Here is a 15470-nt window from a genome sequence, read left to right on the forward strand (position 1 = left end):
GATTAGCATTCATACGGAAAAGAAACATATCTTCATGGTGATCGGCGTCGGACTTATCATACTCGGACCATTCATGGTGTTCCTGCTGCCGAATTTCATCGCCAACTCACTCCATTTCCGGGCGGGGAGCTGGTTCGTTTTCACGAAGACCGGTGTATATGGAATCTACGCAGCGGCTTTCGTCCTGCTGATTGCCGCCTGCTTTGTGCTGTACCTGATGAGCCTTGTCAGGAAATCATGGTACATAGGCGGTGTACTTGTCATCCTGTCGGCATTCTTCTTCTATCTCGGCAGCCTCCATTATATTATGCTGACCGATAATGGGTTCGAGTATCGTCCGCTGCTGTCATTTGATGTAAAAGGATACGAATGGGGGGACGTCGAAGATGCTGTGTTCCGCTCCGTTCCGAGCAAGGACGGCGATTCCACGCTCACATTCACATTCGATGACGGGACTCCGCTTGAAATGAAAGTCGACAGGCTCGTCTTCAAATTCATGCAGCCGATTGAAAACCGGCTTAGTTACGAGAATGTGGAAGTCGAAAAAATCCTCATCCCGCCAAAAGATTGACGGGTGTTTCCGTACAGGTGCATCGGATCCGCCAGCTGTGGTATAGTAACTCTGAAAGCAGGTGACGGACGTGAAACGGAAGCGGAAAAAACTTCATACAAAAGGCAATATGATCATCTTTCCCGGCACCATGGAGCGGCTGCTCAGCCAGGCGGAAGATGCATTGCAGGCCGAAAACTTTCAGGAAGCTGTCCGCTTTTGCGAACAGCTTCTTGATATTGTACCGGATGCGCCCGAGCTGCCGGGCCTGCTGGCGGCCGCTCTTTATGAAACGAAAGAGTTCGAGAGGGCAAAACCATATGCCGCCCAATGGATCCACAGCGATCTGGCGGATTATTTCGAAGCGATGGAGCTGTATCTCGCCATCTGTATCCAGCTGCAGGACTATGATGAAGTCGAGGAGATCATCAGCGCGCTGCTGGAAGAAGACGTGGTGCCGCCGGATCTTCAGCAGAAGTTCATCTATCTGCAGGAACTGAATGGGCGTCTTGCCAGGAGATTCAGTGAGGAACCGGCAGAATTGGAAGACGGGCTGCCGTCCCTGCAAGATTTTCTCCAGATGACAGGGCCTGTTCAGCAACAGTTTCTCACAAAGCTGGAGGCACACGTGCCGGAGAATGCCGGACCGCTCCTCAGCGAGATTGCAGGCAGCACAGCCGTACCTGACATGATGAGGACCTTTGCACTCGTGCTGCTCCGAAAATTGGGCTGGCAGGAGACGGTTGTCGTCGTGAAATTCAGCCGTGGGGTGAGTGTTATTCCGGCAGAAATTCCGCTCCCGGGTGAGGATGCCGTTACGGTGGAAGTGCTCCGCCTGCTCGGCCGTCTGCTTGATAAGGATCCGACACGTCTGCAGCTGATCGAAGAGGCCGTCCGGAAGTTCGCCATCGTCAGCTATCCCGTCGGATGGGGGGCGTCCGCCGATCGGGTGGCAGATGCATATGCAAGCTACGCCTCCTTCCTTTTCGAAGGCGCACAGTATCCACAGACAGCGCTCCACCGGCTGATCCTGGGCGTCGATCAGGACGCAGGGCAGGCCGTGGAATGAAATTTGTTGAAAGATAAAGAGACTGTGATATACTGAGAAAGTTGTCAATGGCGTATATAACAGGTCGGAATATAGTCGTCACTAATGATTCGGAGGTATGAATAATGACAGTTAAATGGGAAAAGCAAGAAGGTAACAAAGGGAAATTGACGTTTGAAGTAACAGCAGAGCGTTTCAACACGGCGCTTGATCAGGCATTCAAGAAGGTCGTCAAGCAAGTGAACGCACCTGGATTCCGTAAAGGGAAAATGCCGCGCAAGATGTTCAACAAAATGTACGGGGAAGAAGCACTCTACAACGACGCAATCGACATCGTGCTTCCTGAAGCATACGATGCAGCTGTCCGCGAAGAAGGTCTTGAGCCGATCGCTTCCCCTGAAATCGACATCGAGAAACTCGAAAAGGGCGAGCCGGTCGTATTCACTGCAATCGTCCCTCTGAAGCCTGAAGTGAAACTCGGCGAGTACAAAGGCCTGGAAGCAACACGCCAGGAGACTAAAGTGACAGACGAAGAAATCGATACTGAGCTGGAAACACGCCGTGAGTCCATGGCTGAGATGGTCGTCAAAGAAGACGGCGCAATCGAAGACGGCGATACGGCCAACATCAACTTCGACGGATACTCGGAAGGTGAAGCGTTCGAAGGCGGAAAAGCCGAGAACTATGACCTTGTCGTAGGTTCCGGATCGTTCATCCCGGGCTTCGAAGAGCAGCTCGTCGGCTTGAAGACAGGCGACGAAAAAGATGTCGAATTGACATTCCCTGAAGAATACCACGCAGCAGAACTTGCTGGTAAGCCGGCAGTGTTCAAAGTGAAAGTCAACGAAGTGAAGGCGAAAGAAGTGCCTGAACTCGACGATGAGCTTGCAAAAGAAATGGACGAAGACGTGGAAACAGTGGACGAGCTCCGCAAGAAGATCCGCGAAAACCTTGAAACTGAAAAGCAGTCGGCAGCAGAAACAGCGCTTCGCGATGACCTCGTGGAAGCGGCAGCCCGCAACGCGGAATTCGAAGTGCCTGAAGAAATGGTGAATGCAGAAACAGACCGTATGCTTGAGGAATTCGGTCAGCGCCTGCAGATGCAGGGCATGAACCTGGATCTCTACTACCAGTTCTCCGGTCAGGATGAAGACGCTCTGCGCAGCCAGATGCACGACGACGCGATCAACCGTGTACGCGTATCACTCACTCTGGAAGCGATCGGCAAAGAAGAGAACGTCGAAATCTCCGAAGAGGAGATCAACGAAGAGCTCGACAAGATGTCCAAGCAGTTCAACATGGATATCGAGCAGATCAAAACAGCTCTCGGCGGCACAAGCATGCTTGAGAACGACCTGCGCTTCAACAAGACAGTCCAGCTGCTTGTTGACAACGCAAAGATCACAGACGCTGAATAATAGTTGTACTCTAGGCAAGGTACGCAGCAATCCGTACCTTGCTTTTCTATATCATCGGGATAGGATGCTTGGCTTAGGGAAGACTGCAGGTACAGGGCCTGCGGAATGGCGGGTTGTCCGTCGGGTTTGTGAAGGTATGATCACTTTTTGGGATTTATGATCACTTTCAGGGATTTATGATCACTATTTGTGTTTTATGATCACTCAACAGGTTTTATGATCACATTCCGCGATTTATGATCACATTTATCGTTTTATGATCACTTTCCTGATTTTATGAGCAAAACAGCCGTTCCAGCAGTGGCAGCACATTGTACATGCCCGATGGATGCCTGCATTGCGGGACTCTGCCGCCGCCTGCCTGCTGTGCAGTCCTGATTCCATGGCATCATAAAAGAAATCCTGTGTACATACTGCAAGAGGTCAAATCATTTGATAAACCAGATGGAATCTTGTAAGATTTCACTGAATAGGGGTGAGCAATTTGTTCAAATTCAATGATGAAAAAGACAATTTGAGCTGTTCGTTCTGTGGCAAGACGCAGGACCAAGTCCGCAAACTGGTCGCAGGACAAGGGGTTTATATATGTGACGAATGCGTGGAACTCTGCGCTGAGATCGTCGAGGAAGAAGTCGGTCTGGAAGAAGGCTTCGAGTTCAAGGACGTACCGAAACCGAAAGAGATCCAGTCCATCCTGGATGAGTATATTATCGGGCAGGACCGTGCGAAGAAATCGCTGTCCGTTGCCGTTTACAACCACTACAAGCGTGTCAATTCCGGCAGTAAAGTCGACGATGTCGAACTCGCGAAGTCGAACATCGTGCTGATCGGGCCGACAGGAAGCGGTAAGACGCTTCTCGCTCAGACATTGGCACGCATTCTGGATGTGCCGTTTGCGATTGCAGACGCAACATCGCTGACAGAAGCCGGCTATGTCGGCGAAGACGTCGAGAATATCCTGCTCAAGCTGATCCAGTCGGCTGATTTCGATATCGACCGTGCTGAAAAAGGGATCATCTATATCGATGAAATCGATAAGGTCGCCCGTAAAGGCGAAAACGCATCGATCACCCGCGATGTATCTGGTGAAGGCGTCCAGCAGGCCCTCCTGAAGATTCTGGAAGGCACTGTTGCAAGCGTTCCGCCGCAGGGAGGCCGGAAGCATCCGCATCAGGAATTCATCCAGATCGATACGACGAACATCCTGTTCATCGTCGGTGGTGCGTTCGACGGCATCGAAGAGATCATCAAACGCCGTGTCGGTCAGAAAGTCATCGGCTTCGGTTCCGATCCGAATGCTGCAGAAGAAGAACGTTCACTTCTGTCCCGCATGATTCCGGAAGATCTCCAGCAATACGGTCTGATTCCGGAATTCATCGGGCGTCTGCCGGTGATCGCGACACTTGAGCAGCTGAGCGAAGATACACTGTATCAGATCCTCACGCAGCCGAAGAACGCAATCGTCAAGCAGTATCAGAAGATGCTGAGCCTCGATGACGTGGAACTTCGTTTCGAAGACGACGCACTGATCGAAATCGCCCGCGAAGCGATCGAGCGGAAGACAGGCGCCCGCGGTCTGCGGTCCATCATCGAAAACATCATGCTTGACGTCATGTATGAGCTGCCGTCACTTGAAGAAGTGAAAGAGTGTCTCATCACGAAAGATTCCGTTCTTGGGAAAGGGTCGCCGATCCTCTATCGCGAAGACGGTTCGGAAATGAAGCTTGATAACGAACAACATACAGCGTAAACAGATTGGGAAGCTGACTTGTAAAAAGCGCAAATGTGCTGAATGAGTCAGCTTTTTTCCTAATTCTAGTTATTGCCGTCATACATACGAATCGATATAGTTACTTATGGAGGTGACGTTTCTAAATGGCAGTACGACATACAATCCCTCTTCTACCATTGAGAGGCATACTGATTTACCCGACAATGACTTTACATATCGACGTGGGCCGTGAACGCTCCGTCTTCGCAATCGAGCATGCGCTCGCCAACGACAACCTCATCTTCCTGGCAACCCAGATTGACATGAACGAAGAGAACCCGGAACCCGAAGACCTGTATCATCTCGGAACGCTTGCGCTCGTTAAATCGATGACGCAGCTGCCGAACGGCGTCTACCGTGTACTGCTCGAAGGTGTCGAGCGCGCGGAATGGATGGACTATGAAGAGGCGGACCTCTATCCTGTCGTTTCCGTCAATGGTTTCCCGGATTCCACTGAAGTCGATCCGGAGACCGAAGCGCTCATGAGGACGCTGCTTGCTTACTTCAAAAAATATACGGAAGTGTCGAAGCGTATCAACGAAGATGCGTATAATGCCGTATCAGGCATCCAGGAACCCGGTCGGCTAGCAGATTCGATTGCATCCTACCTGCCGCTGAAAATCCGTGCAAAACAGGACATCCTGGAAACACGCAATGTCAACGAACGACTCGAATGGCTGATCGGCCGGCTCTTCAATGAGCAGGAAGTCATGGACCTCGAGCAGAAGATCAACGAACGGGTCCGTGAGGCGATGGAGCGCACGCAGAAAGAGTTCTACCTGCGCGAGCAGATGAAAGCGATCCAGACCGAACTCGGCGACAAGGACGGCAAAGGGCTTGAGGTCGAGTCGCTGCGCGAGCAGATCAAAGACGCCGGCATGCCGGAAGACGTCCGGAAAACTGCGGAGCGTGAATTGGACCGCTATGAAAAGATTCCGTCGGCTGCCGCGGAAAGCGGGATCATCCGGTCGTATCTCGACTGGCTCGTTGCACTTCCCTGGTCGTATGCAACGAAAGATCAGCTGGATATCAGCCGCTCCGAGCAGATTCTGGAACGGGATCACGAAGGGCTCGATACGGTGAAGGAACGCATTCTCGAATTCCTGTCCGTCCGGCAGCTGACAAAGTCGCTCCGCGGGCCGATCCTCTGCATCGAAGGACCGCCTGGTGTTGGGAAGACATCCCTCGCCAAGTCGATTGCGGAATCGCTCGACCGGAAGTTCGTCAGGGTCTCCCTCGGCGGCGTCCGTGACGAATCCGAAATCCGGGGACACCGCCGGACGTACGTCGGTGCGATGCCGGGCCGTATTATCCAGGGGATGAAGAAAGCAGGCACCGTCAATCCGGTCTTCCTGCTCGATGAAATCGACAAGATGTCGAACGACTTCAGGGGGGATCCGTCCTCCGCTATGCTTGAAGTGCTGGACCCTGAACAGAACAGCACATTCAGTGACCATTACATAGAAGAGCCGTATGATCTCTCGAAAGTTTTGTTCATTGCAACCGCCAATGATCTGAGTGCGATTCCGGGACCGCTGCGCGACCGGATGGAAATCATCTCGATCGCCGGTTATACCGAGCTTGAAAAGCAGGCGATCGCAGCGAACCATCTCATTCCGAAACAGCTGAAGGAGCATGGGCTGACAAAGTCGCAAGTGAAGTTTCAGCAGCCGGCAATCCTCGATATCGTGCGGTTCTATACGCGTGAGGCCGGGGTCCGTTCGCTGCAGCGGGAAATCGCAAGTGTCTGCCGGAAAGCGGCGCGTCTCATTGCGGGCGGCAAGAAAAAAAGCGTCACAGTGAGTGCAAAGACCCTTCCGGCCTACCTGGGGAAACGGAAGTTCAGCCACGGACAGGCCGAGGAGACGAATCAGGTCGGCGTTGCAACCGGACTTGCCTATACATCGGTCGGCGGTGATACGCTGCAGATTGAAGTATCACTGTCGCCTGGAAAAGGCAAACTGATCCTGACAGGCAAGCTCGGAGACGTTATGAAGGAATCCGCCCAGACGGCGCTGTCCTATGTGCGATCGAAAGCCGAAAGTCTCGGCATCGATCCGAAGTTCTACGAAACGAACGACATCCATATCCACGTGCCTCAGGGAGCCGTGCCGAAGGACGGTCCATCCGCAGGCGTCACCATCGCCACAGCGCTTGTCTCCGCGCTCACCGACCGGCCGATCCGTAAAGAAGTCGGCATGACGGGCGAGATCACATTGCGCGGCCGGGTGCTGCCGATCGGCGGCCTGAAGGAGAAGACACTGAGTGCGCATCGGGCGGGTCTCCGTGTCATCGTCCTGCCGAAGGAGAACGAGCGGGATATCGATGAGGTCCCCGCTGAAATACGGAACGATCTTACATTCAAATTGGCAGACGATGCTGAGCAGGTGCTCGCCGCTGCATTGGAGGAACGGAGCTATGAAAGTACACAACGTTGAAATGGTGATGAGCGCCGTCCGTCCGGAACAATATCCGGAGGACGGTTTCCCGGAATTTGCGCTCGCCGGACGGTCGAACGTCGGCAAGTCTTCGTTCATCAACAAGATGCTGGGCCGGAAGAACATCGCCCGGACGTCATCGAAACCCGGCAAGACACAGACCCTGAATTTCTATAAGATCGAAGAGCAGCTGTTCTTCGTGGATGTGCCGGGCTACGGCTATGCGCGCGTATCGAAAACGGAGAAAGAGAAATGGGGCGGCATGATCGAGCGGTACCTGACCGGCCGCGAACACTTGCGGGCAGCGATCCAGATTGTCGACATCCGCCATGCACCGTCGAAAGATGATGTCAATATGTACAATTTCTTCGTCCATTACAACATTCCGACAATCGTCATCGCGACAAAAGCCGATAAGATTCCGCGGGGCAAGTGGGACAAGCACAAGAAAATCGTCCGCCAGACTCTCAACATGCTCGGCGACGACCCGCTGTTCGTCTTCTCCTCTGAAAAGGGGATCGGTGTCGAAGAAGTATGGACGGAAATCGAAAGCAGGATGTAACTGCCGGAATCTCCATCCGGCGTCTGCATAGGCTGTTCCGGCCGTTGCGACTGGAACAGCTTTTTCGGCCGGGCATAATATGGTGATGCGTCCAGAAACAGACCATTGGAAAGCGGGCGGCAAATACTTTATAATGATTATAAGGAGAATGCGCTCCGGTCAGACGTCATATGTTGTTCATAAATCGTCCATGAACTGTACGCATGCTGTGTTATACTTAGGAACAGGAAATAGACGCGAAAGGTGTGAATCCGTAGTGAAACTGCTCGCAATCGGAGTCAATCACAGGACAGCGCCGGTAGAAATCAGAGAAAAGCTTTCGTTCAATGAAGCTGATTTGCCGCACGCCATGAAAACTCTCCAATCGACAAAAAGCATACTTGAAAATATCATCGTTTCGACCTGTAACCGGACAGAGATCTACGCCGTCGTGGATCAGCTGCATACAGGTCGTTATTATGTCAAAAACTTTCTGGCGGAATGGTTCCGCCTGCCGGTCGAAAGTTTCACCCAGCATCTCATCATCAAAGAAGAGGACGAAGCCGTCGAACACTTGATGGCTGTGACGTCGGGTATCGATTCGATGGTTCTCGGTGAGACACAGATCCTCGGCCAGGTCCGTACAAGTTTCCTGAAAGCGCAGGAAATCGGTACGACCGGCACGATCTTCAACGAACTGTTCAAACAGGCGATCACTGTCGCAAAACGGGCCCATGCCGAAACGGCGATCGGCGAGAATGCCGTGTCCGTTTCATATGCGGCCGTCGAACTCGGCAAGAAGATCTTCGGTTCGCTGAAGAACAAACATATCGCTATTGTCGGCGCGGGTGAAATGGGCGAGCTGACTATCAAAAACCTGCAGGGAAGCGGTGTGGGCAAAATCACTGTGCTGAACCGGACACTTTCCAAAGCGGAGGACTTGGCCGGTAAATTTGATGGGGCCGCCAAACCGCTCCAGGAACTGCAGTGCACGCTGCTGGATGTCGATATCCTCATCAGCAGTACAGGGTCGAAAGACTACATCATCGATCTGGAACTGATGCAGTTCGTCGAGCGGCTGCGTAAAGGGCGACCGCTGTTCCTCGTGGATATCGCGGTACCGCGCGACATGGATCCGCGCATCGGCGAGCTTCCGAACATGTTCCTGTACGATATCGATGACATGCAGGGGATCGTGGAAGCGAATCTCGCAGAACGGAAACGGGCGGCGGATGAAATCATGACGATGATCCGCGGTGAAGTCGTGCTCTTCAAGGAATGGCTCGTCACACTCGGTGTTGTTCCGGTTATCACAGCTCTGCGTAAAAAGGCGCTGTCCATCCAATCGGAGACGATGGCGAGCATCGAGAACAAGATGCCTGATCTGACGGACCGCGAAAAGAAAGTGCTGAACAAGCATACGAAATCGATCATCAATCAGTTATTGAAAGAACCGATCCTGCAGGCGAAGGAGTTCGCTTCCGATCCGAAAGCGGCAGAGAAGCTCGAGCTGTTCCAGTCGATTTTCGGCATTGCAGAAGAGGTGCAGCGTGAAAAAGAATTGCAGGCACAACAGCAAAAAGCGGAACAGGGAGCCGGTGCTTCCCAAACGGCCGGGCTGCAGCCTGATATGACATATTGACAAGGTTTGTCCAAGTCATTTCCCATCCCGCTTCTTTGCCGGCTGATGCGGAAATGGCTTTTTTAACAGAAAGGCAGAGATTGGCCTATGGTTGAAATGACGATGGCGCGGCTTCAGGAAGCTATGCTTGTGCTGTATGCCGTCAGCCTGGTTTTCTACTTCATCGATTTCCTGAAAAAAGAACCGCATGCACAGCGGGCGGCTTTCTGGCTGACCGCTGCCGTATTCTTCATGCAGACGGGGTTCCTGCTGCGGACGATCATCCTGACCAGGCAGCTGCCGGTTCTGTCACTCACCGACGGGGTCTATTTCTTCACCTGGATCCTGATCGCCCTGTCGCTCGGCATCCAGCTCCGGTACAGCTCAAGCTATGCGGGATTCTTTTTGAATGTGATCGGGTTCAGTTTCATGACATTCCATATTTTCGCACCTGCCGGACCGGCCGGGAGCGGAGTCGGGGAGCCGCTCATTTCCGAACTGCTGTTCATCCATATCATGTTCGCGATTTTGTCCTATGCCGCATTCGCGATGGCGTTCGTATTCGCGATTCTGTACCTGCTCGTATATAATTTGCTGAAGAAAAAGAAATGGTCGGCACAGTTCAGCCGCCTTCCTTCGCTCCAGCATGCGCTGACCGGTACGAAATCGGCGATCTATACGGGAATCCCTATGCTGCTCGTGAGCCTGATCCTCGGCATCCAGTGGGCCTATACGGCTCTTGACGACTGGACGATCTTCGACTTCAAGATTGTCGGGTCGTTTCTGCTGCTGATCGTCTACAGTTCGCTGCTCATGCTGAATCGGCGCGGGAAACTGCAGGCGGCGGATTTCGCCTGGGCGAACGTGATCGCATTCGTGCTGATCATCATCAATTTCTTTTTAGGAAGCAGACTATCGCAATTCCACTTCTGGCTGTGAACGCAACTGGCCGGGAATCCATACAACCGGAAAGGAAGAGGACTTTGAGAAAAATTATTGTAGGTTCGAGAAGAAGCAAGCTCGCATTGACCCAGACGAACTGGTTCATCGATCAGCTGAAGGCGGCAGGTGTGCCGTTCGAATTCGAAGTGAAAGAGATCGTGACGAAGGGTGACCAGATCGTCGACGTCATGCTGTCGAAAGTCGGCGGGAAAGGGCTCTTCGTCAAGGAGATCCAGCAGGCGCTGTTCGACAAGGAAATCGACTTTGCGGTACATAGCATGAAGGACATGCCGTCTGTCCTGCCGGAAGGACTGATTGTCGGCTGTATCCCGAAACGTGTGGATCCGCGCGATGCGTTCATCTCGAATGGCAATGTAGCGTTCAAGGACCTGCCGAAAGGTGCTGTTGTCGGAACGTCAAGTCTCCGGAGAAGTTCCCAGCTGCTGCTGCTGCGTCCCGATCTCGACATCAAATGGATCCGCGGCAATATCGACACCCGCCTGAAAAAGATGCAGAGCGGGGAATACGACGCCATCCTGCTCGCGGCAGCCGGCCTGAAGCGGATGGGCTGGAGCGAAGATATCGTCACTGAATATATGAACCTGGAAGACTGCATTCCCGCAGTCGGGCAAGGTGCCCTGTCGATCGAATGCCGGTCGGACGACGCAGAATTGCTTGCGGAATTGGCAAAGCTGAACGATGAGCAGACTTTCCGAGAAGTGGAAGCGGAACGGACGTTCTTGCGGGAAATGGACGGATCGTGCCAAGTGCCGATCGGCGGCTTTGCCCGTGTGAAAGAAGAAGGCATTGAGATGACAGGTTTCATCGCAGCGCCGGATGCGTCCGTTGTCTACCGTCACACCGCGCTGGCAGACACACCCGTGGAAGCAGGTGAAATCGTGGCGGATACACTCCGGAAAGAAGGGGCAGCGGAAGTCATCGAGAAAGTGAAGGCCGAAATGGATGTCCAGTAAGCAGCCGCTCTGCGGTGAGACCGTCATCTTCACAAGTACGAAAAAATCAGAGGAGCCGTACGAGCTCGTCCGGCAGCTCGGCGGGGAGCCGGTCTCCCTGCCGCTCATCCGGACAGCCGAAAGGCAGCGCGATGATGATCATGCCCGGCTGCTGCAGGCGCAGGCGTACGATTGGCTCATCTTCACGAGCCAGAGCGCAGTAGCTGTATTCAAAAGGAAGCTTGGACGTTCCGGCATGGACGCGGAGTCGTTTCCCGTGCATGTCGCAGCCGTCGGCGAGAAAACCGCGGCTGCCCTGCGTGAGCTCGGCTTCGGCGTGGATTTCATCCCTGATGTGTTCAGCGCCGATGTATTCGTCAAGCAGTTCAACCCTGCCGGCAGAGCACTCCGTGCGCTGTTCCTGAAGGGGAACCTGGCAGGATCGCTCATCTCAACCGAACTCTCCCTGTCTGTCGATGAATGGACAGTATACGACACAGTCCCTGAAACGGCTTCCATCAAAAGGATTGCGGATCTGGCACGACAAGACTTGCCGCTGTCGATCCTGTTCGCCAGTCCGTCCGCAGTTTCGGTGTTCGGGGAATACCTGGCGCCGCAGATCGGCTGGACGGGCTTTACAATCGGGGCAATCGGGCATATTACGGAACGGGCACTGATGGAAGCCGGCGCGCATGCCGGCGTCATGCCGTCCGTCTATACATTACCGGAACTCGTGCGGGCACTCGCCGAGTCGAAAGGAAGGAACTGACTGATGACACAATTGAACTTCAAACGGCACCGCCGTCTGCGCAGCTCTGCGGGGATGCGCGCCATGGTGCGCGAAACACAGCTGGATGCATCCGACTTCATCTATCCGATCTTCGTGATCGAAGGGGAGGATATCAAGCAGGAGGTTCCGTCCATGCCGGGTGTCTATCAGCACTCGATGGATCGTCTCGGCGAGGAGCTCGACGAGGCGGTCGCGCTCGGAATTCCATCTGTCATCTTTTTCGGTGTCGTGACTGAAAAAGACGCTGTCGGCAGCGGTGCGTATCACGATCATGGCATCATCCAGGAAGCGATCCGCCTTGCGAAGGACCGCCACCCGCATCTGGTGGTGATCGCAGACACATGTTTGTGTGAGTATACCGATCATGGACATTGCGGCGTGATCGAAGGGGACCGGGTCCTGAATGATCCGTCCCTCGAACTTCTCGTCAAGACGGCTGTGTCCCAGGCGAAAGCCGGTGCGGATATCATTGCACCGTCCAACATGATGGATGGATTCGTCACTGCCATCCGTCACGGTCTGGACGAAGCAGGCTTCGAAGAGACGCCGATCATGAGCTACGCAGTGAAATATGCCTCTGCCTATTACGGTCCGTTCCGCGATGCTGCGGATTCGACACCGCAATTCGGTGACAGGAAAGCGTATCAGATGGACCCGGCCAACCGGATGGAAGCGCTCCGTGAAGCGGAATCCGATGTTGCAGAAGGCGCAGATTTCCTCATCGTCAAACCGGCATTATCCTACTTGGATATCATGCGTGATGTGAAAAACAACACATTGCTGCCGCTTGTCGCCTATAACGTCAGCGGGGAGTATGCAATGGTGAAAGCAGCCGCGCTGAACGGCTGGGTCGACGAGCAGCGGATTGTTCTGGAGACACTGACAAGTATGAAACGCGCGGGCGCAGATCTGATCATGACCTATCATGCGAAAGATGCGGCGCGCTGGCTGGAGGAGACGAAATGAGAGACTATACAAAATCGAAGCAGGCATTCAAAGAAGCGGTCGATCTCATGCCGGGCGGAGTGAATTCCCCGGTCCGCGCCTTCAAATCGGTCAATATGGACCCTATCTTCATGGAGAGCGGCAAAGGTGCGATCATCAAGGATATCGACGGCAACGAATACATCGATTACGTCCTGTCATGGGGACCGCTCATTCTTGGACACGCCGAGGAAGGCGTCGTGAAAGCACTTCAGGACGCAGCGGTGAAAGGGTCCAGTTTCGGTGCGCCGACACTGCTTGAAAACGAGCTTGCTGAACTCGTCATCGAGCGGGTGCCGTCAATCGAGATGGTCCGGATGGTTTCATCTGGTACGGAAGCGACGATGAGTGTCCTGCGTCTTGCCCGAGGCTATACGAAGCGCAACCTGATTTTGAAATTCGAAGGGTGCTACCACGGTCACGGCGATTCCCTTCTCATCAAAGCGGGATCCGGCGTTGCGACACTCGGCCTGCCGGACAGCCCGGGCGTGCCGGAAGGTGTTGCGAAGAATACGATTACAGTGCCATACAACGATCTGGAGAGCCTGAAACTCGCCTTCAAGGAATACGGTGACGATCTGGCAGCTGTCATCGTTGAACCGGTTGCCGGCAATATGGGTGTTGTCCCGCCAAAGGACGGTTTCCTGACAGAGCTCCGCAAGATGACGGAAGAGAACGGCACACTGCTCATCTTCGACGAAGTGATGACCGGGTTCCGCGTCGGCTACAACTGTGCACAGGGTCATTTCGGGGTCACTCCGGATCTGACATGCCTCGGTAAGGTGATCGGCGGCGGACTGCCGGTCGGCGCGTACGGCGGCAAACGGGAGATCATAGAACACATCGCACCGGCGGGCACGGTCTACCAGGCAGGGACACTTTCAGGCAACCCGCTCGCGATGACTGCAGGGATCGAGACACTGAAGCGCCTGACGCCTGCGTCATACGATCACTTCATGAAACTCGGCGACCAGCTGGAAAAAGGGTTCCGCGAAGCGGCGGAAGCGAACAACATTCCGCATACGGTCAACCGGGCAGGATCGATGATCGGCTTCTTCTTCACAAACGAGGATGTCGTCGATTATGAAACAGCGAAGACATCCGATCTCAAACTGTTCGCGGAATACTACCGCATGATGGCGGACGAGGGGATCTTCCTGCCGCCGTCCCAGTTCGAAGGCATGTTCCTGTCTGCAGCGCATACCGAAGAGCATATTGCGGAAACAGTGAAGGCGTTCCATACCGTCTTTAGCAAACTGAAGAAATAATTTAAAAAGCCTTATCGGACATCATCGTGCCGGTAAGGCTTTTTGTTCTGTCTCCGGCCATCCCCGCATACAATGCATGAGAATAAAGGAGGCGGCTGAGAGATGAAACCGATCGAATGGACATTATCCGAAACATTCCAATTCCCCGCATCAGCAGGCAGGGTGACAGAGGCGGACAGTGTGAAAGTGACCGCAGGCTATGATGATAAGCAGACGGAAGATGCCGTCCGGCTGTCGGGCATCTACCATATTGCGGCGAATGTGACGTTTGGAGAAGGCGCAGCCAATGCAGAAAATACAGCGGAGGACGCAATCCTTATCGATGACGTGGAGCTGGAAGGCGCGAAAGGCTATTTCGAGTACGCCGTACCGCTGCAAGTCGATCTGCCGGCAGCTGACGGTGTCGGTGTGACAGCGAAAGTGGTCGATGCGTCGGCATCCGCTACGGACAGCGGCGAGCTGCTGGTCATGTGGACCGTACAAGCATCCGCCAGGGAAGAGGCCGTTCCTGCAGTGGCTGCGGAAACGGCAGCTGTCGAGGCAGCTGAGCAGATCATCAGCGCGGCAGAGTCAAATACTGCCACTGCAGCAGATGAGCAGGCAGCTGAAGTGACTTCCGCTGCAGCAGCAGCTGATTCCGCGGAAGCGGATCTGGACAGTGACAGTTCGAGCGTGGCGATTGCGATGACAGTGACTGAAGACAGCGGGCATCACGAAATGCTGGCGTTCATCCAGGACCTGGACGATGACGTGTCTGTCACGCCGTATGTGCTAAATAATGTTGCGGTGGAATAGGAACGCGCAGCCGCAAAGTACGCAGAAGAGCAGGAAATCACCGGTCGTCGGGATGATCAGCAGCCGGATGAGCTGGAAGACGGAAATCGGGATGATGATCATCTTGCAGTAGAATCTCGTTTTCCGGAGCCAGGGCGGCAGCAAGTATGGGTTGTATCCTCTTCTCATGACACCATCCTTTCATTGCAGGCTTGACGGGTCTGGCACGTTTCCGGTACACTGATGGAAACAGCATAGGGATGCAGTGAGCGGGAAAGTAAGCCGGCTGGCATTTTTCAGAGAGGGTCCGGGAATGGTGCGAGGACCCAGTGCAGCCTGACTGAACGTCACCCGTCAGCAGTTTTCGTGAAC

14 protein-coding genes and 1 other annotated feature (1 of these 15 cut by a window edge) are annotated in these 15470 nt (G+C 54.0%); of the genes, 13 read left to right on the forward strand and 1 reads right to left on the reverse strand.

Going from position 1 to position 15470, the window contains the following annotated elements:
• Positions 1 to 34 precede the first annotated feature (34 nt).
• From BN1190_RS07445 to BN1190_RS07505, 13 genes are all read left to right on the forward strand, one after another.
• Entirely contained in the window at positions 35 to 571 is a 537-nt protein-coding gene (locus BN1190_RS07445; protein ID WP_040286330.1) for a hypothetical protein, read from the forward strand.
• Positions 572 to 641: 70 nt separating this feature from the next.
• Positions 642 to 1619: a tetratricopeptide repeat protein gene (locus BN1190_RS07450; protein WP_040286331.1), complete on the forward strand. Its 978-nt coding sequence runs from the start codon at positions 642 to 644 to the stop codon at positions 1617 to 1619.
• A 104-nt stretch (positions 1620 to 1723) separates the two neighbouring features.
• Entirely contained in the window at positions 1724 to 3016 is a 1293-nt protein-coding gene (gene tig, locus BN1190_RS07455; RefSeq protein WP_040286332.1) for a trigger factor, read from the forward strand.
• A gap of 484 nt (positions 3017 to 3500) precedes the next feature.
• The gene (gene clpX, locus BN1190_RS07460; protein ID WP_040286333.1) at positions 3501 to 4766 is read left to right on the forward strand and encodes an ATP-dependent protease ATP-binding subunit ClpX; all 1266 of its coding nucleotides are present in this window, start codon (positions 3501 to 3503) and stop codon (positions 4764 to 4766) included.
• A gap of 125 nt (positions 4767 to 4891) precedes the next feature.
• Positions 4892 to 7225, forward strand: coding sequence for an endopeptidase La (gene lon, locus BN1190_RS07465; protein ID WP_040286334.1), 2334 nt, complete (start codon positions 4892 to 4894; stop codon positions 7223 to 7225).
• Positions 7206 to 7787: a ribosome biogenesis GTP-binding protein YihA/YsxC gene (gene yihA, locus BN1190_RS07470; RefSeq protein ID WP_040286335.1), complete on the forward strand. Its 582-nt coding sequence runs from the start codon at positions 7206 to 7208 to the stop codon at positions 7785 to 7787. The genes lon and yihA overlap by 20 nt, the downstream gene beginning before the upstream one ends.
• Positions 7788 to 8043: 256 nt before the next feature.
• Positions 8044 to 9408, forward strand: a complete 1365-nt coding sequence (hemA, locus tag BN1190_RS07475) for a glutamyl-tRNA reductase (protein ID WP_040286336.1) — start codon at positions 8044 to 8046, stop codon at positions 9406 to 9408.
• A gap of 87 nt (positions 9409 to 9495) precedes the next feature.
• Positions 9496 to 10326: a cytochrome c biogenesis protein CcsA gene (ccsA, locus tag BN1190_RS07480; protein WP_040286337.1), complete on the forward strand. Its 831-nt coding sequence runs from the start codon at positions 9496 to 9498 to the stop codon at positions 10324 to 10326.
• A 44-nt stretch (positions 10327 to 10370) separates the two neighbouring features.
• Positions 10371 to 11303 carry a hydroxymethylbilane synthase gene (gene hemC / locus BN1190_RS07485; RefSeq protein WP_040286338.1) on the forward strand — a complete coding sequence of 311 codons (933 nt, stop codon included), beginning with the start codon at positions 10371 to 10373 and terminating at the stop codon, positions 11301 to 11303.
• A complete protein-coding gene (locus BN1190_RS07490; RefSeq protein WP_040286339.1) occupies positions 11293 to 12051 on the forward strand; it encodes a uroporphyrinogen-III synthase in 759 nt (252 codons plus the stop codon). Before hemC ends, BN1190_RS07490 begins: the two co-directional genes overlap by 11 nt.
• Before the next feature lie 3 nt (positions 12052 to 12054).
• Complete coding sequence (gene hemB, locus BN1190_RS07495) at positions 12055 to 13038, forward strand: porphobilinogen synthase (RefSeq protein WP_040286340.1); 984 nt, start codon at positions 12055 to 12057, stop codon at positions 13036 to 13038.
• Positions 13035 to 14324, forward strand: a complete 1290-nt coding sequence (gene hemL / locus BN1190_RS07500; protein ID WP_040286341.1) for a glutamate-1-semialdehyde 2,1-aminomutase — start codon at positions 13035 to 13037, stop codon at positions 14322 to 14324. The genes hemB and hemL overlap by 4 nt, the downstream gene beginning before the upstream one ends.
• Positions 14325 to 14426: 102 nt before the next feature.
• Positions 14427 to 15119 carry a hypothetical protein gene (locus tag BN1190_RS07505; RefSeq protein ID WP_052461747.1) on the forward strand — a complete coding sequence of 231 codons (693 nt, stop codon included), beginning with the start codon at positions 14427 to 14429 and terminating at the stop codon, positions 15117 to 15119.
• Here the strand turns inward: BN1190_RS07505 and BN1190_RS07510 are convergent.
• Entirely contained in the window at positions 15096 to 15287 is a 192-nt protein-coding gene (locus tag BN1190_RS07510; protein ID WP_040286342.1) for a hypothetical protein, read from the reverse strand. The genes BN1190_RS07505 and BN1190_RS07510 overlap by 24 nt on opposite strands.
• Positions 15288 to 15354: 67 nt before the next feature.
• Positions 15355 to 15470, forward strand: a binding site (T-box leader) (it continues 114 nt past the right edge of the window).

Origin of the sequence: Sporosarcina koreensis (assembly GCF_000826145.2) — a bacterium.
In the GTDB taxonomy this organism is placed as follows: Bacteria; Bacillota; Bacilli; order Bacillales_A; family Planococcaceae; genus Sporosarcina; species Sporosarcina trichiuri.